Source organism: Caballeronia sp. INML2, from assembly GCF_023631365.1.
Classification (GTDB): domain Bacteria; phylum Pseudomonadota; class Gammaproteobacteria; order Burkholderiales; family Burkholderiaceae; genus Caballeronia; species Caballeronia turbans.
On the sequence record NZ_JALQDH010000010.1, the window covers coordinates 107,802 to 125,457 of the forward strand.

The window sequence follows — 17,656 nt, forward strand, 5'->3', positions numbered from 1 at the left end:
ATGTTAAGTTAATTTCGGCGCCATTTTATCTTCACCGAAAAGCGGCTATTAATCGTCGTAAGACAACGGGAACCCATCTCACGCCATGAATACATCATCGCTTTTCGCGCCCGCCGAACACTTCGATTCGCACTTCATCGAACAGCGCGCCGAGCGCCCGCAGCCGCTGTCGGGCAACCAGATGCCGCGCTGCGGCGGCATCACGACAATGATGCGCCTGCCGCACGTCCAGTCGGCAGAAGGGCTGGATGCGTGTTTCGTCGGCGTGCCGTTCGATCTCGGCACGTCGAACCGCACCGGCGCGCGCTTCGGTCCACGCCAGGTGCGCAGCGAATCGGTGCTGCTGCGCCCATACAACATGGCGACGCGCGCAGCACCTTTCGATTCGCTACGCGTCGCGGATATCGGCGATGTCGCGATCAATCCGTACAACCTGCTCGATTCGATCGGCCGCATCGAGCGCGCTTACCGCGAGATCCTGAAACACGACTGCAAGCCGCTCACGCTGGGCGGCGATCACACCATCGCGCTGCCGATCCTGCGCGCGATCCATGCGAAGCACGGCAAGGTCGGGCTGATTCATATCGACGCCCACGCGGACGTCAACGACACGATGTTCGGCGAGAAGATCGCGCACGGCACGCCGTTCAGGCGCGCGGTGGAAGAGGGCTTGCTCGATTGCTCGCGCGTCGTGCAGATCGGCCTGCGCGGCACCGGTTACGAAGCCGGCGATTTCGACTGGTGCCGCGACCAGGGTTTCCGCGTCGTGCAGACGGAAGAGTGCTGGAACAAATCGCTCGCGCCGCTGATGGACGAAGTGCGCGCGCAAATGGGCGATGGCCCCGTCTACATCACGTTCGATATCGACGGCATCGATCCCGCATTTGCGCCCGGCACCGGCACGCCGGAAATCGCAGGGTTGACGGTGCCGCAGGCGCTCGAGATCGTGCGCGGCGCGCGGGGGCTGAATATCGTCGGCGCGGATCTGGTGGAGGTTGCGCCACCCTATGACCCGTTCGGGACGACGGCGCTGCTGGGCGCGAACCTCGCGTTCGAGTTGCTGTGCGTGCTGCCGGGCGTCGAGTATCGCGCGGCGAGATAAGACGCGGATCGCGCGGCGAGACGCGCGCTTCAGTGCCGCAGCGGCCGAGGTACGCGAGTCGATGTGAAAAAGCCGCCAGAAACAGGCGGCTTTTTCGTATGGCGTCACGCGTAAGCGCGGCGTCGCCCCGACACGAGCAGCAGATAGCACACCGCGCCGAGCGCGAGCGCGGGCAGCGTCGCGCCGAGATTCGGCAGCCATTGATTGATCGCGTGATACGCCGCGATCCCGATGCCCCACGCGATGAACGCGCTCACATGCCAGCCGCCGGAAAAACCGTAGCGTCCTTCGACGGACCCGAGCGCGGCGGCGTCGATGCGGCGCTTGCGCACGATGAAGTGATCGGCCAGCACGACGCCGAAGAGCGGCGCGAACACCGAGCCGATCAGCAACAGGAAGTTCTGATACTTGCCCATCGCGACGACGAGCGCGACGAGCGTGCACAGCGCGCCGAACGCGCATGAGAGCATCGGCACGCTGGCGCGCGCCCAGAACGTGCCCGTCGATACGGCCGCGGAGTGGATATCGGCGAAGGCGTTGTCGATTTCGTCGATCAGAATGAGGAAGAGCGCGATGCCGCCGCCGGCCTGCGCGAACGCGGTCGTGAGAAGCGCATCGCCGCCGCCCGCCGCGAGTCCGTAGATCGCGCCGAGCGCATAGAACCACAGATTCGCGATGCCGTAGCCGAGCAGCGTGCCGCGGAACGCGCCGCCGGCGCTTTTGCCGAAGCGCGTGTAATCGGCGATGAGCGGCAACCACGAGAGCGGCATCGCGACGACGAGGTCGATGCCCGCGCCGAACGCCAGCTCGCCCGTGCCGGGGCGCGACAGCAGCGCGGCGAGATCGTGCTGCGCGAGCAGATTCCACGTGAGCCAGCCCGCGCCGCCGAGCAGCAGCCAGATGCCCCAGGTTCGCAGGAAACGCCGCACGAACGAAAGCGGCCCGCTGACCGCGAGCAGCGTCGCGAGTGCGCCGAAGATGAGCGTCCAGACGAGCGGCATCGAAAGGTGGAAGGATTGCTTCGCGAGCGCATCGGCGGAATCGCGCATCACGATGATCTCGAACGAGCCCCAGCCGACGAGCTGCACCGCGTTGAGCACCGCCGGCACCGACGCGCCGCGCACGCCGAGCGTCGGGCGCAGCGACGACATCGCCGCGAGCCCCGTATCCGTGCCGACGACACCCGCCAGCGCGAGCAGCACGACGCCGATCACCGTGCCGATGACGATCGCCGTCAGCGCGTGCGGCAACGACAATCCCGGCACGAGCAGCGCACCCGCCTGCGCGACCAGCAGCCCGATGCCGAGCGAGAACCACAGCGCGAAGGCATCGCCCGTGCCGAAGGCGCGCCGTTCCGGCGGAACCGGCGTGAGCGGCGCGTAGGTCGAGGTTTCGCCGTGCGCCGCGGCGTTCGTGGTGTGCTCTTGCCCCATCGGATTGCGTCCTTGTCGTGTCGTAGCGTGGTTTCCGGGCGCGCGGCCCGCTTCGTGCGAGTCCGCCGCTGTCAGGCTGTCATAATGACCCGATTCCGCGACCGCGCCGCGCCTTCCCTGAAGGGCGAGATTATCGCCGCGATCCACCCAACTGCGTCAATCCGCATCGCACAGCACATGTTCGAAGAAAACCGTGGCAACGTTCCGCTCGCGGAGCGCCTGCGCCCCCGCACCATCGACGACGTGATCGGCCAGAAACATCTGCTCGGTCCAAACAAGCCGCTGCGCGTCGCGTTCGAATCGGGTGAGGCGCATTCGATGATTCTCTGGGGCCCGCCCGGCGTCGGCAAGACCACGCTCGCGCGCCTCATGGCCGATGCGTTCCACGCGCAGTTCATCTCGCTCTCGGCGGTGCTCTCGGGCGTGAAGGACATCCGCGAGGCGGTGGAGACGGCGCAGATCCATCGCGCGAACGGGCACCAGACGCTCGTGTTCGTCGACGAAGTGCATCGCTTCAACAAGAGTCAGCAGGATGCGTTCTTGCCGCACGTGGAGTCGGGCCTGTTCGTGTTCGTCGGCGCGACGACCGAGAATCCTTCGTTCGAGGTGAACAGCGCGCTCTTGTCGCGGGCGGCGGTCTACGTGCTGAAAAGTCTCGACGCCGATGAACTGAAAGAGCTGCTCGAACGCGCGACGAAGGAACTCGGCGGACTGACGTTCACCGACGAAGCCCGCGACGCGCTGATCGGCTCCGCCGACGGCGACGGCCGCAAGCTGCTGAACAATCTGGAGATCGTCGCGCGCGCGGCGGCGCAGCAAAAGCAGACCGACATCGACGGTGCGCTCCTCGGCAGCGCGCTCGCCGAGAATCTGCGGCGCTTCGACAAGGGCGGCGACGCGTTTTACGACCAGATCAGCGCGCTGCACAAATCCGTGCGCGGCAGCAATCCGGACGCCGCGCTCTACTGGTTCTGCCGCATGCTCGACGGCGGCGCTGACCCGCGTTATATGGCGCGGCGCATCGTGCGCATGGCGTGGGAGGACATCGGTCTGGCCGATCCGCGCGCCGCGCGCATCGCGCTCGATGCGGCCGAGACGTACGAGCGGCTCGGAACGCCGGAAGGTGAACTGGCGCTCGCACAGGCGCTCATCTATCTGGCGGTCGCGCCCAAGTCGAACGCGGGCTACAACGCGTACAACGAGGCGCGGCGCTTCGTCGGCAAGGATCAGTCGCGCGGCGTGCCGGTGCATCTGCGAAACGCGCCGACCAAGCTGATGAAGGAGCTTGGCTACGGACACGAGTACCGCTACGCGCACGACGAGCCCGACGCCTACGCGGCGGGCGAAACGTATCTGCCCGACGGCATGCGCGACCCGTACTGGTATCAGCCGACGCCGCGCGGACTCGAAGGCAAGATCGGTGAAAAGCTCGCGCGTCTTGCGGAACTCGACGAAGCCTGGCGGCGCGAACATCGCGACGAAAAGAAGCGATGAAATCCACGGCGTTCGTTTCGCGCGCGGGCAAACTGCGTTTCGCCGGGCGGACGGCCGATCGCCCCCGGCGCGCAATGACCGTGCGCTAAAATCGGTCTTTCCGATTACTTAACAAAGCTGCCCCGCCATGCTCGACATACAAACCCTCCGCAAAGACCTGGACGGCGTCGCGAAGCGCCTCGCCGATCGAGGCTATACGCTCGACGTCGCCGCTTTCGCCGCGCTCGAAGCCGAGCGCCGCGAGATCCAGACCCGCACCGAAGAACTGCAGGCGCGCCGCAACAGCCTGTCGAAACAGATCGGCGCGATGAAGGGCCGCGGCGAGGACACGTCTGCGGTGATGGCGGAAGTGGGCGGCATCGGCGACACGATGAAGGAATCGGCGGCGAAGCTGGAGGATATCCAGAAGCGTCTGTCGGACCTGATGCTGACCGTGCCGAACCTGCCGCACGAGAGCGTGCCGGTCGGCAACGACGAGACGCAGAACGTCGAAGTGCGGCGCTGGGGCGCGCCGCGTTCGTTCGACTTCGAGATCAAGGATCACGTCGATGTCGGCGCGCCGCTCGGCCTCGATTTCGAAACGGGCGCGAAGCTTTCGGGCGCGCGCTTCACGTTGCTGCGCGGGCCGATTGCGCGGCTGCATCGCGCGCTCGCGCAGTTCATGATCGATACCCACACGGAGCAGCACGGCTATACCGAGGCGTACACGCCGTATATCGTGAATCCGGAGATTCTCTACGGTACGGGCCAATTGCCCAAGTTCGCCGACGACATGTTCCGAGTCGAGAAGGGCGGCGACGAGAACACGGTCACGCAGTATTTGATCTCGACGTCCGAGATCTCGCTGACCAACACGGTGCGCGACAGCATCCTCGAAGCCAGTGCGCTGCCGGTGAAGCTCACCGCGCATTCGCCGTGCTTCCGTTCCGAAGCGGGCTCATACGGGCGCGACACGCGCGGCCTGATTCGCCAGCATCAGTTCGACAAGGTCGAGATGGTGCAGGTCGTGTCTCCGCAGCATTCTTATGCCGCGCTCGACGAGATGGTCGGGCAAGCGGAGACGATCCTCCAGAAGCTGGAACTGCCGTATCGCGTGATTACGCTCTGCACGGGCGATATGGGTTTCTCGGCCGCGAAGACGTTCGATCTCGAAGTGTGGCTGCCTGCACAGAACACGTATCGGGAGATTTCGAGCTGCTCGAATACGGAGGCGTTCCAGGCGCGTCGCATGCAGGCGCGCTTTCGCAATGCGCAGGGCAAGCCCGAGTTCGTGCATACGCTGAACGGTTCGGGGCTGGCGGTCGGACGCACGCTCGTCGCGGTGCTCGAGAACTTCCAGAACGCGGACGGTTCGGTGACGATTCCGGCGGTCTTGCGTCCGTACATGCGCGGTGTGGAAAGAATCGAAGTTTCCGCATCGGCGTGACGTTTATTTTCAAAAAGGCTCTTGGAAAGCACGAAAGAGTTCGATATACTTTCGTTCTTCGTTGAGCAACGACCCGCTCAGCGAGGGCCGATCGAAGTAAAACGCGGTTGGTAGACGGAGAGGTGGCAGAGTGGTCGAATGTACCTGACTCGAAATCAGGCGTACGGTTTTCCCGTACCGTGGGTTCGAATCCCACCCTCTCCGCCAAGACACAAAAACCCCGCAAGTCGCAAGACTGCGGGGTTTTGATTTTGGACTGCCGCTTCCGCGAAGAAGCGCCGCTCCGGTTGACGGAACGGCTTGCTCGGTTCACCTCAAGTCGTACATCGCGCGATATCGAACCGCAGCTCCGGCTCGGGCACTCCGCCATCGTCACTGGACGACTGCTGCACCTTCACGATCGATCCATAAGCCGAAGGCGTCAGCGTCACCAGCCACGCATTGGAGCCGACCAGCAACTCCGTCGTGCCTTGATCGAGCCGCGTTTGCGCGGACGGAATCATGCGTTGCAAGCAATTCGATATATCCGAGGCAGGCCGCGCCGACGAAACGTGTATCACGGGCTTCGACGCGCGCAGTTCGGGACCGCTCGTCGAACTGCAGGCGGCGAGGGCGGCGATGCCCGACGACAGAACGGAAATCAGCGCAAATCGAGACAGGTTCATAACGCTCCGACAGGTTCGAAATCGGGCCACTAAAACACAAACGCGCTTTCATCACAAGGCCGAGCGACGATCGCGGCGCATCGCAAAACGCGCGCTCGAAGCCCACAGATGCAGTGCCCATGGGGCTTTCCAAGCAGCGGCCCTACGCGGGAGTGCTATCATCGGGCCCATTGTCCTCGCGCGCCGCCCGCCTCGAACACCGGTTAAAACATGCGCGCGAGGCGGCACGAACCCATCGCATTGCTCAATGGCCATCACGCTCAAGACACCCGCCGACATCGAAAAGTTGCGCATCTCCGGCCGCATGGCCGCCGAAGTCCTCGCGATGATCGCCGAACACGTCCGCCCGGGCGTCACCACCGACGAACTCGACGCCATCTGCAATCGCTTCATCGTCGACGAATTGAAGGCCATTCCTGCCAACGTCGGCTATATGGGCTTTCCCAAGACGGTCTGCACCTCGGTGAATCACGTCGTGTGCCACGGCATTCCCGGGCCGAAAGAACTGAAAGACGGCGACATCATCAACATCGATGTCGCGATCATCAAGGATGGCTACTACGGCGACACGAGCCGCATGTACTACGCCGGCACCCCGAGCGCCGAAGCACGCCGTCTCACGGAAACGACCTACGAAGCGATGGTTGCCGGCATGCGCGAAGTGCGCCCGGGCGCGACGCTCGGCGATGTCGGCTTCGCGATTCAGAGCGTCGCGCATCGCGAGGGTTTTTCCGTGGTGCGCGAGTATTGCGGCCACGGCATCGGCCGGGTGTATCACGAGGACCCGCAGGTGCTGCATTACGGCCAGCGCGGCGCGGGCATGCGCCTGAAGCCGGGACTCGTCTTCACCATCGAACCGATGATCAACGCCGGCCGCGCCGCCACGCAGCAGTCGCGCGACGGCTGGACCGTGACGACCAAAGATCGCTCGCTTTCCGCGCAATGGGAGCACATGGTCGCCGTCACCGACGACGGCTTCGAACTGCTTACGCCGTGGCCGGACGGCACGGGAAGCTATGCGACGCCATGAGCGCGGTCGCCTTATCGTGTGCGCTGTAAAGCACTTTCCAGGATTTAGGAATTGACGGGGTCGCCCGTTCGGTTGAAGCTATGTCCATGGCACGAGCGCCGCACCGGCCGACAGAGCCGTTAGCGCATCAGCCAGAGAGCCAGAGAGAAATAGCCCGCATGAGTCCCTCATTGACCGTCAGCCGCATCGGTGCGCACCAAGGATCGGTTTTGCGCGAGCTTCGCACGGCATCGCTGCGTGAAGCGCCGTATGCATTCGGCGAAACGCTGGAAGACGCGCTGCTCGTCGACCCGTCGTTGTTCGACGATACCGCGGCGCTGCATGCGAATTCGCCCCGACTCGCGACGTTTCTGCTCTACACCGAAGGTCATCCCTGCGGTCTCGTGCACGCGTACATCGAAGAGGCGCCGAGCGCGCGCGCGTTCGTGAACGCGCTGTGGGTGGCGCCGGCTGTGCGGCATCTGCGCGGCGGCGAGTTGCTCGTGAACGTCGCGTCGCAGTGGCTCGTCGGACAGGGCGTCGCCGAGGTGCATGCGTGGATCTCCGAGGAGAATCGCACCGCGGTGCGCTTCTATGAGCGTCTCGGTTTTGGCCCCACCGGCGATCGTCGCGCAATGCCGTCTCACGAAGAAGAAGCCGAGTCGCTCTTCGTGCGCCACATGCACCCCGAAGAGCACGCCTAACTCCCGTTAGTTCTCGCTCTGTCATCGCTTCTCGCGTGCCCGCGTGGCACACACTTCTCGTTTTCGATAGCTGAAATCGGTCCTAAAAATTATGGCCGTGTGCGACAACGCCTGTAAAATACGCAAAATTTTTGGCCGTTCCTATGTCGCTCAACAAAACGCCCTTCTTCGAACTGCGCAGCGGCTCCGTCGACACGCTTCTCTTCGTCGTCAAGACTTCCGACCTCGATGCCCTGCGTAACGAACTCACGCGGCGCTTCGAAGCAACTCCCGAATTCTTCGCAGGCGATGTCGTCGCAATCGACGTGCGTCGTCTCGCTGATTCCGCGAAGGGCGGCGAAGGCGAGCGCGTGTCGCTCGCCGCGCTCGAGACGCTGCTGAAGAGCGTGCGCATGCGTCCGATCGGCATCGTCGCGCTTCCCGCGCAGACGTGGGCGATTCAATGGGCGAACGAAGGCGGCCTGCCGATTCTCGAAGCGCGCGACCGGCGCGGCGCGCCGAAGCCTTCGGTCGACGAGGCGAAGCCGAACACCGAAGCCGCTGCGGTGATCGAGGCGGCCGTCGCGAAGGAGCCGGCGCCCGCGTCGCTGCCCGCACCCGCGACCATCATCGACCGGCCGCTGCGCTCGGGCCAGCAGGTCTACGCGAAGGGCGATCTCATCGTGCTCGGACTCGTGTCGTACGGGGCCGAAGTGATCGCCGAAGGCAATATCCATATCTATGCGCCGTTGCGCGGCCGCGCGCTCGCGGGCGTGCACGGCAATCTCGAGGCGCGGATCTTCTGCACCTGTCTCGAGCCGGAACTCATCTCCATCGCGGGCATCTATCGGACGACTGAAAACCCGCTGCCGGCCGACGTGCTCAGCAAGGCCGTACAAATCTGGCTGAACGAAGAAAAACTCATGATCGAACCGCTGCGACTGACCTGACGGGTTGGATCGACTCGCGCGCCCGATGCCCCGGCGCGCGCCCGAAAGCAACGCGAGCGGACCTATTGACGAACACAAGGTACTTGTATGGCAAAAATCATTGTGGTGACTTCGGGGAAGGGCGGCGTCGGCAAGACGACCACCAGCGCGAGCTTCGCATCGGCGCTCGCATTGCGCGGCCACAAGACGGCCGTGATCGACTTCGACGTCGGTCTGCGCAATCTCGACCTCATCATGGGTTGCGAACGCCGCGTGGTGTACGACCTGATCAACGTCATTCAGGGCGAAGCCAATCTGCATCAGGCGCTCATCAAGGACAAGAAGTGCGAGAACCTCTACATCCTGCCGGCGTCGCAGACGCGCGACAAGGATGCGCTCACGCTCGAGGGCGTCGAGAAGGTCATCAACGAACTGATCAAGATGGATTTCGAGTACATCGTCTGCGATTCGCCGGCGGGCATCGAATCCGGCGCGCTGATGGCGATGCACTTCGCCGATGAAGCGCTCATCGTGACGAATCCCGAAGTGTCTTCCGTGCGCGACTCGGACCGCATTCTCGGCATCCTGTCGTCGAAGACCAAGCGCGCGATCGAAGGAAAGGAGCCCGTCAAGGAGCATCTGCTCATCACGCGTTACAACCCGAAGCGTGTCAGCGAGGGCGAAATGCTGTCGCTCTCCGACATTCAGGAAATCCTGCGCATCGAGCTGATCGGCGTGATTCCGGAATCGGAAGCGGTGCTGCATGCGTCGAACCAGGGCTTGCCGGCCGTGCATCTCGATGGCACGGATGTCGCCGAATCGTACAAGGACGTGGTGTCGCGCTTCCTCGGGGAAGAAACGGCGCTGCGCTTCACGGATTATCACAAGCCTGGTCTGCTGCAACGCATCTTCGGCACCAAGTAAGGGGACGCAATGTCGATTCTTTCGTTTTTGCTGGGCGAGAAAAGAAAGTCCGCTTCGGTCGCGAAGGAACGCTTGCAGTTGATCATTGCGCACGAGCGCGCGGGTGGCAAAGCCGCCGCCGATTATCTGCCGGCGTTGCAACGAGAACTCGTTGCGGTGATTTCGAAGTACGTGAAGATTTCCGATGACGATATTCGAGTGAGCCTCGAGCGTCAGGACGACCTCGAAGTGCTGGAAGTGAAGATCGAGATTCCGCAGGCGTAACGCGTAGCGCTTGCGCGCGCGGCATCGCGTCGGCTCAGGCCGCGCGAGCATCGCGGAAAGGAGCAAAGCCAGGATCCGACGATCCTGGCTTTTGTTTTTGCGCGCTATCGTTTGCGCGCGCGATTCGTTCGACCAGTGCGCGCCTTTCATCAATATTCGGTTGCACATTGGGTGTCGTTGTAATGCTCGCTTTGTCCTCCTTCTGACGTTCCCGCGCATTGAGTGCGTATCGGCGGCGCGCTGCGTCGCCGGTTGCATCGATCCGCGCCATGTGGCGCTCAATGTCTCGAACGAAGAAGAGGTACGTCATGAAAACATCCCTCCGCACGCTGCTCGCCCGAACCGCGCTGGTCGTCGCCGGCGCGATCACCGTAACGGCTGCGTCTGCCGCCGAAGTCGTGATCGTTGCGCCGAGTGCGCCGCCCGCGCCGCGCTACGAGGCCGCGCCGCCAGCGCGTGCGGGATATGTGTGGGATCGCGGTCACTGGAACTGGGAGCATGGCCGCTACGTGTGGGTCGGCGGTCATTGGGAAGCCGAGCGTGTCGGTCATCGATGGGTACCGGGCGAATGGGTCGGACACGGCGCGCGGTATCGCTGGGTGCCGGCGCACTGGGCGTGATGGGAGGACGCAGATGAAGCGGCTCCTGCTCGTCCTCATGGCTGTCGTGCTCGCCGATGCGCTCGCGGGCTGCATCGTCGTGCCGGCGCATCCTTACGCGTATCGGCCGGCGCACGTCTACGTGTATTGACGGCCTATTTCAGCGGCGCTTCGTCCTTCGTTCCGGCGGGCGCCGCTTCGCCGCCCTCGGGCAGTTCCGGCGACGGCGCGAGCTTTTCCAGCGGCGTCATGTATCTCGCCGACAGCGCTTCGTAGAGCGGCGGCGCGAAGAGGCGCGACATGCGGCTCGAGATCAGCGCCGCCGCCATCAGCGAGATCACGAGCGCGTGGCCGTCGATCATCTCCATCACGATGACGAACGCGGTGATCGGCGACTGCGTGACGGCGGCGAGATAGCCGACCATTGCGAGCGCGATCAGCATGGGCAAGGACATCTGCGGGAAGAGCACGTGCAGGACGTTGCCGAAACCCGCGCCGATCGACAGCGACGGCGCGAAGATCCCGCCCGGAATGCCGGGCAGGTACGAACCGATCATCGAGATCATTTTGAGGAGCGGATAGAGCATCGACAGATGCTCGCGCCCTTCGAGCAGGCCGCGCGCCTCGGCGTATCCGCTGCCGAAGGTCGTGCCGCCGGCCAGCAATCCGACGACGGCAATGATGAAGCCGCAGAGCGCCGCGAACGCGACCGGCCGCGACGCATGGAGGTGTCTCAGCGACGCGGGAATCCATTTGCTCGTGTTGAGCAGCAGCCAGCAGAAGACGCCGCCCGCAATACCGGTGACGATGCCCGTCACGACGACCGCCACAGCGAAGAACCTCGGGAACTGCGCGCCGGCCCGGATCGTGCCGAAGTACGTGTAATTGCCGCTCACTCCGAGCGCGATGACACCCGCGATGATGATGCCCGTAATGAGCACGCCGCTTGTGCGAACTTCGAAGCTGCGCGTGAGCTCCTCGATCGCGAACACGATGCCGGCGAGCGGCGTGTTGAATGCCGCCGACAGGCCGGCCGCCGCGCCCGCGAGCACGAGTTGCCGTTCGATCAGCGAATTTGAGCGCGGGTAGAAGCGCCGCATGTTGAACATCAGCGCCGCGCCGATCTGCACAGTCGGACCTTCGCGGCCGATGGTCAGTCCGCCGAGTATCGCGACGAGCGAGACGCCGATCTTGGCGACGAGAATGCGCAAGGTGAGCAGTCGCCCGCCCGCCGCCGATGTCGGGCTGTCCAGCACGGCGATGACCTGCGGAATGCCGCTGCCTTCGGATCCACGGAAGAATCGCCGCGTGACGAAGACGCAGAGCGCCGCGGCGGCGGGCGTGATCACGAGCGGCAGCCAGGCATGCTCACTGCGGATAGCGGAAAAGACGCTGAAGCCCCAGTCGATCAGCCGGGCGTAGTAGACGGCGACGAGCCCGACCAGGATCGCACCGAGCCAGAAGATGCCGTAACGGCGCCACAGGCTGCGTGTGCGTCGCATGGTGACGGCCGAGAAGGAACGCAGCACGCGGATCATGCGATGGCCGTCGGCGAAGCGGTGGATGCGCAGGGTACTGCGGAGGCCAGAAAAAAGAACAGGCGCGAGGCTTTCGCCGGGCGCCCAAGAAACGCTCCCGCCATAAGCAGGAGCGGAGAGGAGAGAAGAGCCGTCAGGTCAGCCCGGAAAGCGAGCCGCACGAACAGCATTAAGTGCTCAGAGCAAGCGCGCAGTGGAAAGTTCACTCGACTTGAAATTTATTTGTAGGTCCGGTGTGCGACGCCGGCACTCGGTATCAGGCGGTGAGGACTTCGAAAGCAAGCACCGCGAGGAGCGCGCCCACATTCGCGATGACCGCTTCGAAGAGCATGCCTCGCCACGTCGCCGGACGAAACTTCACCGCGAGCAGCAGTGCCGCGATTAGTGCGATTGCAATTATCGCGACGAGGTGGGAACTCTGCAGATGAATGCGCATGTCGGCCTCCGGTTCTGGTCTCGCGGCATTGTTTTCCGCGACCTGTTTTTGTCGAAGTTGCTCGAGTATAGGCAGCGGCATATTGACTGGAAAGCGGACAAAAAAGTCATTTTGCCGCCAGCTTGCCGACTGCCATCGAGTGTTACTTTGAAATACGCGTTGATTCAGGGAATTTTCTTTTCAGCCTAGGTACAAACCCCGTATGTGCGCCGCGCCATTCCCGGCGGCGCCGAAACCGCAAGTCCGTGGAGCATTCGCCAGATGACTTCCCCGACGACACGTTCTCTCGAAGTCGATTTCTTTCGAGGAATCGTGCTGCTCATTATCGCGGTGGACCATATAACGGGAAGCGTGCTTTCGCGCTTTACGCTGCATCAATATGCATTCTGCGATTCCGCAGAAGTTTTCGTGTTTCTTGGGGGTTATGCGTCGGCGGCGGCTTATACGGCGCTTGCGACTCGCCGTAGCGATTCAGCCGCGCGCCGACGCTTTTTCAAACGCAGTTGGGAAATCTATCGCGCGTACCTGTTCACGGCGTTTCTGATGCTGATCGGCGGCGCGCTCCTGATGGCGCTGAAGGTCGATACGCCGATGGTCCAGTACACCGAGTGGCCGAACTTCCTCGTGAGACCGTTCGGCCTGACCGTCGATATCGCTCTGCTGCGTCAGCAGCCTTATCTTTCCGCGGTGCTGCCGATGTACTCGGTTTTCGCGCTCGCCGTCCCGGTCATCGTTCCGCTCGCGCAGAAAAAGCCGGTCATCGCGATGTTCGGCAGTCTGCTCGTGTGGCTCGCGGCCATGCCGCTCTTGCGCTTTTTGCCGGGTACCTACGGCGAAGCGTGGTCGTTCAACCCGTTCGCCTGGCAACTGATGTTCATGACCGGCATCCTGTCGCGCGTCCAGCCAATCAGCGACGCATTTCATGCCGGCCGTGCCGCGCGCTGGCTGACCGCAGGCGCGATTGCCCTCGCGCTGACGTTCGCGTTTTTCAAGCTCTTCCTCGAAACCCAGGCGCCGCCGGGATACATGAAGCAGAACCTCGCGACGCTGCGCATCGTGAGCTTTGCGGCGATCGCGTGGATCGTCGCGCGCGGGGTGTATTCGGGATGGGTCGGCAGACTCGCGCGCAAGTTGCCCGGCATCGTGACGATCGGCCAGCAGGGGCTCGTGTGCTTCATCGCGGGAACGTGCGTATCGCTCGTGCTGGATTCGGCACTGCGCGCAATGGGCGTGCTCGGGCTCGGGCGCTACCCGTCGCACTGGATTCTGGGGCTCATCGCAGATGGCATCGCCATCGCGAGTCTGCTCGTGCTTGCGCGCTTCTGGGCCGACCGCAAGGCGGCGAAGGCAGCGCGCGCGAACGGCGTCGAACGGCCGGCGCCGCGCATTCCGGTAATCAAGGGCAGGCCGGTGCCTGCCCATGTCACGAACCAGCGCGATCGCTAGGCGCGCCGGTTGCCCACTCTCATTCGAGCGTGATGTTGCGCGTCTCACGCATGCACAGCACCGCGATGAGGCTCACCGCCGCGGCGGCCGACACATAGCCGCCCACCCACGTCAGCCCGCCGCGATTGGCGAGCAGTTGCGCGATATACGGCGCGACCGACGCACCCAGAATCCCGCCCAGGTTGTACGCGACGCCGGCGCCCGTGTAGCGCACGTTCGTCGGAAAAAGCTCGGGCAGGAGGGCGCCCATCGGCGCGAAGGTGACGCCCATCAGGAACAGCTCGATCGTGAGGAAGAGCGCGACCTGGATCGTATCGCCGCTGCCGAGGAGCGGGGCCATCGCGAAGCCGGACAGAATCGCGAGCAGGCAGCCGACAATCAGCACAGGCTTGCGTCCGAAGCGGTCACTCGCGATTGCGGAAATCGGCGTGGCGATCGCCATGAACAGCACGGCGAAGCACAGGAGTCCCAGAAACGTCTCGCGCGCGAAATGCAGCTTGGCGACGCCGTAGGACAGCGAGAACACCGTCGAGATGTAAAAGAGCGTGTAGCAGACGACCATCGCGAACGCGCCGAGCAGCGTCGGCACGAGATGGCTCGACAGCAGCGTCGCGACGGGCACCTTCACGCGCTCCTCGCGCTCGACAGCCGCGCGGAACGCCGGCGTCTCCGCGATCTTCAGGCGCACGTAGAGGCCGAGCGCGACCAGCACGGCGCTCACGATGAACGGCACGCGCCAGCCCCAACTGCGGAACTGCTCATCGGAGAGCGACAGCGCGAGACCGAAGAAGAGGCCGTTCGACGCGAGGAAGCCGATCGACGGTCCGAGCTGCGGAAACATGCCGAAGAGACCGCGCTTGCCTTTTGGCGCGTATTCAGTCGCGAGCAGCGCGGCGCCGCCCCATTCGCCGCCGAGGCCGATGCCCTGCCCGAAGCGCAGGACGCACAGCAGGATCGGCGCGAGGCTGCCGATCGAATCGTAGCCGGGGACGAAGCCGATGAGTGTCGTCGAGACGCCCATCACGAGCAGCGAAGCGACGAGCGTGGATTTGCGGCCGATGCGGTCGCCGAAGTGACCGAACAGGAACGAGCCGATCGGTCGCGCGAAAAACGCGATGCCGAACGTGACGAATGCGGAGAGCGCCTGCGCGGCGGGCGAGTCGTGCGGAAAGAACACCGGTCCGATGACGAGCGCGGCGGCGGTCGCATAGACATAGAAGTCGTAGAACTCGATCGCGGTGCCGATGAAGCTCGCGAAGATAACGCGAGAAGCGCTTTGGGAACCGTCGCCGGGCTTTGCGGCGGAAAGCGAGGGTGAGGCCATGTTGTCTCCGTTGTCGTGTTGCCGTGGTGCGAAGCATTGTCGCGCGCATCGCCGGGTGAGAGCGATCGGAATGACGAGCGATGTCGTCGCGCGACGCGAGTCAGCTTTTTGTAGGGATTGCGATGCGATGGCAGGAAAGCCAGCTTTGACGGCGCGCACGAGTAACGCGCAATGTCGCGGCGCAGTCGGGCTGCGCTCAGGCGCTTCGCGCGGCGCGCGGGATGGGCGCGAGGCGAAGGCCGCCGGAACCGGTCCGGCAGGGGTGCCGAAAATTATAACGAGCGTGCGGGGTGCGCGCTGATCAATCGATGGTCGTCGCCTGCGGCGAGTGCGAGGTTTGCAACTGGAACTGGCCGTTGTCGTTGAACATCCAGCCTTCGAAAAGCTCCAGCTGATCTTTTCCGTTCAAAAGACGCGCGGGCGGTGCGGGCAGCGGCGACGCGCGGCGCAGCGAGGCGAGCGCGGTGGCTTCGGCTTCGTCGTCGCCATTGGTGCGATACACCGACGATTCGACGAGCCGCCCGCCGCGGTCCACCGTGAACGACACGAGCACGAACGAGCGCAGCATCGCCTGCGGCGCGCCTTTCAGAACGAGCGACGGATTACGCTCGAAGATGCGCTGGGCGATGCGTGCCTTGTATTCGTCGAGCGTCAGGACGGGCACGGCCGGCGCGGCGGCGCGCGCGGCGACGACGCTCGGCGGCGGCGTGATCATGCAGGCGCTCATCGCAAACGCGCCGATGAGCGCAATGGCGATAGAGCAGGAACGTGACGCGGACATCGCAGGTAAAGACGAACTGGCGTTACTTATATGGTAGTCGCTGCAAAGGCCGTAAGTGGAACAAATGCGTGCGGTAGCGCGCGCTCGGGCGCGCGACTTGCTGCCGATGATTTCATTCGACGACACTCGAGGAGGGCGCCATGAACAGCGAAACGAATAGTCCGGACGACGGCAAGGCCGCCGAGCACAGCGACAACGAGAAAAGCAAGCTGCCGGAGCGCGACGATGAAAACCGCAAGCAAGGCCCGAACGACAGGCCGGGCAAGCAGACGGGCGAGGGCGAGGCGCCGGTCGGCTGAGACGCGCAGCGCGTGTACGGCATCGGCGAGGCGGTGCTATCGTAGATAGGGGATATCCCCGCTAACGGGAGGATGCCATGTCACGCAAGAACCATCCGGCACCGTCGGGCGCGCCCGCGCGGCAGCAGCAACCGGCCACGGCCGCACATTCGAAGAGTGAATCGAAACGTGCCGCGCCCAAGCCGGATGCGGCCAAGGCGGAGCCGGTTCCACACGTTCGTCCGCCGGTCAGGTCCGACGACAATTGATGCGCGTCGTTGACGGTCTCATCGTCAGTCTGTGTAGGGTTTGACGAGCTCGGCGCAGCGCACCGGCGCGGTGGAACGGGTCGTTCCCGTCTCTGCCGCGCGCGTTTCCACGCAGCGATAGAGGCTATTGTTTTTCTGAAGCACGTACGTGTCTTCAAAGAGCCCGGAGTTGCGCGCGGCCACGCTCGTCACTGCGACGATTCCATACCCGTTCTGGATCAGGTCGAAGAGCGTTGCCTCGGTCGCGCGCCATTGCGCGTTCGGTTGGGGCTGGGCATGCGCCGGCAGGCTTGCGGCGACGACGCAGCCGAAGAGGATCGGCATGATGCGGCCTGGCTTCATGGGGGTTCTCCGCGTTGTTATCGACGAGGCGGTTAGATGGCGTGCGGGCCATTGTGTTCACATCGATTTTTTGCCAAGCGCGTGATTGGGCTTGCTGGAAGAGCAAAAAAAGGCCTCGCTTGCTGCGAGGCCCAAGTCCAGCTTACCCATTGAGGGCCCCCTTCGACCGAGATGGGGAGACTCGGGAAGGAGGAAGGGCGAAGATACGTGGCGCGCGGCGCGTGGGCTACGCGTATCGTCTGAATTTCAACGCAACGCGGTGGCGGCTTCCTGCTAACCATAAGGATGTCGAAACGAACGAATGCAGCGAGGTACTTGCGCTTTCACTACAGCGCTGCGAGGGGGAACCGCGTTGCAGCCATAGAAATTGGCACCGACGGCCGTCCGATAACTCAATCTGATTTCCCCGAGTACCTCCAGAAACAACAAAGCCCCGTAAGCGTTTGAACTTACGAGGCTTTCTTTCGTTTTTGGCGGAGGCGGTGTCCGCCAATCATGTTGATGGGATGGGAGTGTCGGAGATGCGGATAGCATCAGTCCACCATCCGGTCCACCATTGCGCGATCTCCTTGGGGAAGTAGATATATGCCGCGTGTTATCGGGGTAGTGCCAAAACAGACCGCAAGCTAAACTCTGTGTAGCTGCGGGGACCAACTAAATAATCAGCCAGGGGAAGCGCGACATGCGGCTTTGCGTCGACTGCAGGCACTATCG

General features: G+C 63.8%; 20 protein-coding genes and 1 tRNA gene. 13 read left to right on the forward strand and 8 right to left on the reverse strand.

Annotated elements, in window-relative coordinates; translation table 11 throughout:
- Positions 1 to 85 precede the first annotated feature (85 nt).
- Positions 86 to 1,102 (forward strand): agmatinase, encoded by a 1,017-nt coding sequence (gene speB, locus NCT32_RS03330; RefSeq protein ID WP_061118833.1) that lies wholly within the window; start codon positions 86 to 88, stop codon positions 1,100 to 1,102.
- Between the two features lie 104 nt (positions 1,103 to 1,206).
- Here the strand turns inward: speB and cytX are convergent, their stop codons facing one another.
- Complete coding sequence (gene cytX, locus NCT32_RS03335; RefSeq protein ID WP_061118913.1) at positions 1,207 to 2,535, reverse strand: putative hydroxymethylpyrimidine transporter CytX; 1,329 nt, start codon at positions 2,533 to 2,535, stop codon at positions 1,207 to 1,209.
- Positions 2,536 to 2,712: 177 nt separating this feature from the next.
- On the opposite strand from cytX, the gene NCT32_RS03340 reads away from it, so the two are divergent.
- The 3 genes from NCT32_RS03340 to NCT32_RS03350 all read left to right on the forward strand — a co-directional run bounded on the left by NCT32_RS03340 (position 2,713) and on the right by NCT32_RS03350 (position 5,662).
- Positions 2,713 to 4,029, forward strand: coding sequence for a replication-associated recombination protein A (locus tag NCT32_RS03340; RefSeq protein WP_061118834.1), 1,317 nt, complete (start codon positions 2,713 to 2,715; stop codon positions 4,027 to 4,029).
- A 127-nt stretch (positions 4,030 to 4,156) separates the two neighbouring features.
- A complete protein-coding gene (gene serS / locus NCT32_RS03345; protein WP_061118835.1) occupies positions 4,157 to 5,455 on the forward strand; it encodes a serine--tRNA ligase in 1,299 nt (432 codons plus the stop codon).
- A gap of 116 nt (positions 5,456 to 5,571) precedes the next feature.
- Positions 5,572 to 5,662: transfer RNA gene (locus NCT32_RS03350), tRNA-Ser, on the forward strand.
- Positions 5,663 to 5,769: 107 nt separating this feature from the next.
- Here the strand turns inward: NCT32_RS03350 and NCT32_RS03355 are convergent.
- Entirely contained in the window at positions 5,770 to 6,120 is a 351-nt protein-coding gene (locus tag NCT32_RS03355; protein WP_061118836.1) for a hypothetical protein, read from the reverse strand.
- A gap of 247 nt (positions 6,121 to 6,367) precedes the next feature.
- Between NCT32_RS03355 and map the strand changes: the two genes are divergently transcribed.
- From map to minE, 5 genes are all read left to right on the forward strand, one after another.
- Complete coding sequence (gene map / locus NCT32_RS03360) at positions 6,368 to 7,150, forward strand: type I methionyl aminopeptidase (protein WP_061118837.1); 783 nt, start codon at positions 6,368 to 6,370, stop codon at positions 7,148 to 7,150.
- Between the two features lie 158 nt (positions 7,151 to 7,308).
- On the forward strand, positions 7,309 to 7,833 hold the full coding sequence (locus NCT32_RS03365) for a GNAT family N-acetyltransferase (RefSeq protein ID WP_061118838.1): 525 nt from the start codon (positions 7,309 to 7,311) through the stop codon (positions 7,831 to 7,833).
- A 143-nt stretch (positions 7,834 to 7,976) separates the two neighbouring features.
- Entirely contained in the window at positions 7,977 to 8,762 is a 786-nt protein-coding gene (minC, locus tag NCT32_RS03370; protein ID WP_061118839.1) for a septum site-determining protein MinC, read from the forward strand.
- A gap of 87 nt (positions 8,763 to 8,849) precedes the next feature.
- On the forward strand, positions 8,850 to 9,665 hold the full coding sequence (gene minD / locus NCT32_RS03375; protein ID WP_035505288.1) for a septum site-determining protein MinD: 816 nt from the start codon (positions 8,850 to 8,852) through the stop codon (positions 9,663 to 9,665).
- Between the two features lie 9 nt (positions 9,666 to 9,674).
- Positions 9,675 to 9,929 (forward strand): cell division topological specificity factor MinE, encoded by a 255-nt coding sequence (gene minE, locus NCT32_RS03380; RefSeq protein ID WP_006999197.1) that lies wholly within the window; start codon positions 9,675 to 9,677, stop codon positions 9,927 to 9,929.
- 34 nt (positions 9,930 to 9,963) lie between these two features.
- On the opposite strand, the gene NCT32_RS03385 is transcribed toward minE, so the two are convergent.
- Positions 9,964 to 10,239: a hypothetical protein gene (locus tag NCT32_RS03385; protein WP_143756352.1), complete on the reverse strand. Its 276-nt coding sequence runs from the start codon at positions 10,237 to 10,239 to the stop codon at positions 9,964 to 9,966.
- Between NCT32_RS03385 and NCT32_RS03390 the strand changes: the two genes are divergently transcribed.
- The gene (locus NCT32_RS03390; RefSeq protein WP_061118841.1) at positions 10,238 to 10,549 is read left to right on the forward strand and encodes a YXWGXW repeat-containing protein; all 312 of its coding nucleotides are present in this window, start codon (positions 10,238 to 10,240) and stop codon (positions 10,547 to 10,549) included. The genes NCT32_RS03385 and NCT32_RS03390 overlap by 2 nt on opposite strands.
- 134 nt (positions 10,550 to 10,683) lie before the next feature.
- Here NCT32_RS03390 and NCT32_RS03395 read toward each other — a convergent pair whose 3' ends face one another.
- Together NCT32_RS03395 and NCT32_RS03400 are read right to left on the reverse strand one after the other, a co-directional pair.
- Complete coding sequence (locus tag NCT32_RS03395) at positions 10,684 to 12,030, reverse strand: chloride channel protein (RefSeq protein ID WP_250476420.1); 1,347 nt, start codon at positions 12,028 to 12,030, stop codon at positions 10,684 to 10,686.
- Between the two features lie 292 nt (positions 12,031 to 12,322).
- Positions 12,323 to 12,502, reverse strand: a complete 180-nt coding sequence (locus NCT32_RS03400; RefSeq protein ID WP_061118914.1) for a hypothetical protein — start codon at positions 12,500 to 12,502, stop codon at positions 12,323 to 12,325.
- A 261-nt stretch (positions 12,503 to 12,763) separates the two neighbouring features.
- Here NCT32_RS03400 and NCT32_RS03405 point away from each other — a divergent pair, with 261 nt between their 5' ends.
- Positions 12,764 to 13,948: an OpgC domain-containing protein gene (locus NCT32_RS03405; RefSeq protein WP_061118915.1), complete on the forward strand. Its 1,185-nt coding sequence runs from the start codon at positions 12,764 to 12,766 to the stop codon at positions 13,946 to 13,948.
- A gap of 19 nt (positions 13,949 to 13,967) precedes the next feature.
- On the opposite strand, the gene NCT32_RS03410 is transcribed toward NCT32_RS03405, so the two are convergent.
- Together NCT32_RS03410 and NCT32_RS03415 are read right to left on the reverse strand one after the other, a co-directional pair.
- Positions 13,968 to 15,272 (reverse strand): MFS transporter, encoded by a 1,305-nt coding sequence (locus NCT32_RS03410; RefSeq protein WP_061118843.1) that lies wholly within the window; start codon positions 15,270 to 15,272, stop codon positions 13,968 to 13,970.
- Between the two features lie 301 nt (positions 15,273 to 15,573).
- Positions 15,574 to 15,999 carry a TonB family protein gene (locus tag NCT32_RS03415; protein ID WP_250489885.1) on the reverse strand — a complete coding sequence of 142 codons (426 nt, stop codon included), beginning with the start codon at positions 15,997 to 15,999 and terminating at the stop codon, positions 15,574 to 15,576.
- 194 nt (positions 16,000 to 16,193) lie between these two features.
- Between NCT32_RS03415 and NCT32_RS03420 the strand changes: the two genes are divergently transcribed.
- Both NCT32_RS03420 and NCT32_RS03425 read left to right on the forward strand, forming a co-directional pair.
- Positions 16,194 to 16,352, forward strand: a complete 159-nt coding sequence (locus NCT32_RS03420; protein WP_250476423.1) for a hypothetical protein — start codon at positions 16,194 to 16,196, stop codon at positions 16,350 to 16,352.
- Between the two features lie 77 nt (positions 16,353 to 16,429).
- Positions 16,430 to 16,600 carry a hypothetical protein gene (locus NCT32_RS03425; protein WP_250476424.1) on the forward strand — a complete coding sequence of 57 codons (171 nt, stop codon included), beginning with the start codon at positions 16,430 to 16,432 and terminating at the stop codon, positions 16,598 to 16,600.
- Positions 16,601 to 16,624: 24 nt separating this feature from the next.
- On the opposite strand, the gene NCT32_RS03430 is transcribed toward NCT32_RS03425, so the two are convergent.
- Positions 16,625 to 16,942, reverse strand: coding sequence for a hypothetical protein (locus tag NCT32_RS03430; RefSeq protein ID WP_250489886.1), 318 nt, complete (start codon positions 16,940 to 16,942; stop codon positions 16,625 to 16,627).
- Between the last annotated feature and the right edge of the window lie 714 nt (positions 16,943 to 17,656).

Coding starts and splice junctions, on each gene's coding strand:
- speB (WP_061118833.1), top strand. CDS start 86: ATGAATACATCATCGCTTTTCGCGCCCGCCGAACACTTCGATTCGCAC.
- NCT32_RS03400 (WP_061118914.1), bottom strand. CDS start 12,502: ATGCGCATTCATCTGCAGAGTTCCCACCTCGTCGCGATAATTGCAATC.
- map (WP_061118837.1), top strand. CDS start 6,368: ATGGCCATCACGCTCAAGACACCCGCCGACATCGAAAAGTTGCGCATC.
- NCT32_RS03410 (WP_061118843.1), bottom strand. CDS start 15,272: ATGGCCTCACCCTCGCTTTCCGCCGCAAAGCCCGGCGACGGTTCCCAA.
- minE (WP_006999197.1), top strand. CDS start 9,675: ATGTCGATTCTTTCGTTTTTGCTGGGCGAGAAAAGAAAGTCCGCTTCG.
- minC (WP_061118839.1), top strand. CDS start 7,977: ATGTCGCTCAACAAAACGCCCTTCTTCGAACTGCGCAGCGGCTCCGTC.
- NCT32_RS03340 (WP_061118834.1), top strand. CDS start 2,713: ATGTTCGAAGAAAACCGTGGCAACGTTCCGCTCGCGGAGCGCCTGCGC.
- NCT32_RS03420 (WP_250476423.1), top strand. CDS start 16,194: ATGAACAGCGAAACGAATAGTCCGGACGACGGCAAGGCCGCCGAGCAC.
- cytX (WP_061118913.1), bottom strand. CDS start 2,535: ATGGGGCAAGAGCACACCACGAACGCCGCGGCGCACGGCGAAACCTCG.
- NCT32_RS03365 (WP_061118838.1), top strand. CDS start 7,309: ATGAGTCCCTCATTGACCGTCAGCCGCATCGGTGCGCACCAAGGATCG.
- NCT32_RS03425 (WP_250476424.1), top strand. CDS start 16,430: ATGTCACGCAAGAACCATCCGGCACCGTCGGGCGCGCCCGCGCGGCAG.
- NCT32_RS03430 (WP_250489886.1), bottom strand. CDS start 16,942: ATGAAGCCAGGCCGCATCATGCCGATCCTCTTCGGCTGCGTCGTCGCC.
- serS (WP_061118835.1), top strand. CDS start 4,157: ATGCTCGACATACAAACCCTCCGCAAAGACCTGGACGGCGTCGCGAAG.
- NCT32_RS03390 (WP_061118841.1), top strand. CDS start 10,238: ATGAAAACATCCCTCCGCACGCTGCTCGCCCGAACCGCGCTGGTCGTC.
- NCT32_RS03395 (WP_250476420.1), bottom strand. CDS start 12,030: ATGCGACGCACACGCAGCCTGTGGCGCCGTTACGGCATCTTCTGGCTC.
- NCT32_RS03405 (WP_061118915.1), top strand. CDS start 12,764: ATGACTTCCCCGACGACACGTTCTCTCGAAGTCGATTTCTTTCGAGGA.
- minD (WP_035505288.1), top strand. CDS start 8,850: ATGGCAAAAATCATTGTGGTGACTTCGGGGAAGGGCGGCGTCGGCAAG.
- NCT32_RS03355 (WP_061118836.1), bottom strand. CDS start 6,120: ATGAACCTGTCTCGATTTGCGCTGATTTCCGTTCTGTCGTCGGGCATC.
- NCT32_RS03415 (WP_250489885.1), bottom strand. CDS start 15,999: ATGAGCGCCTGCATGATCACGCCGCCGCCGAGCGTCGTCGCCGCGCGC.
- NCT32_RS03385 (WP_143756352.1), bottom strand. CDS start 10,239: ATGACGTACCTCTTCTTCGTTCGAGACATTGAGCGCCACATGGCGCGG.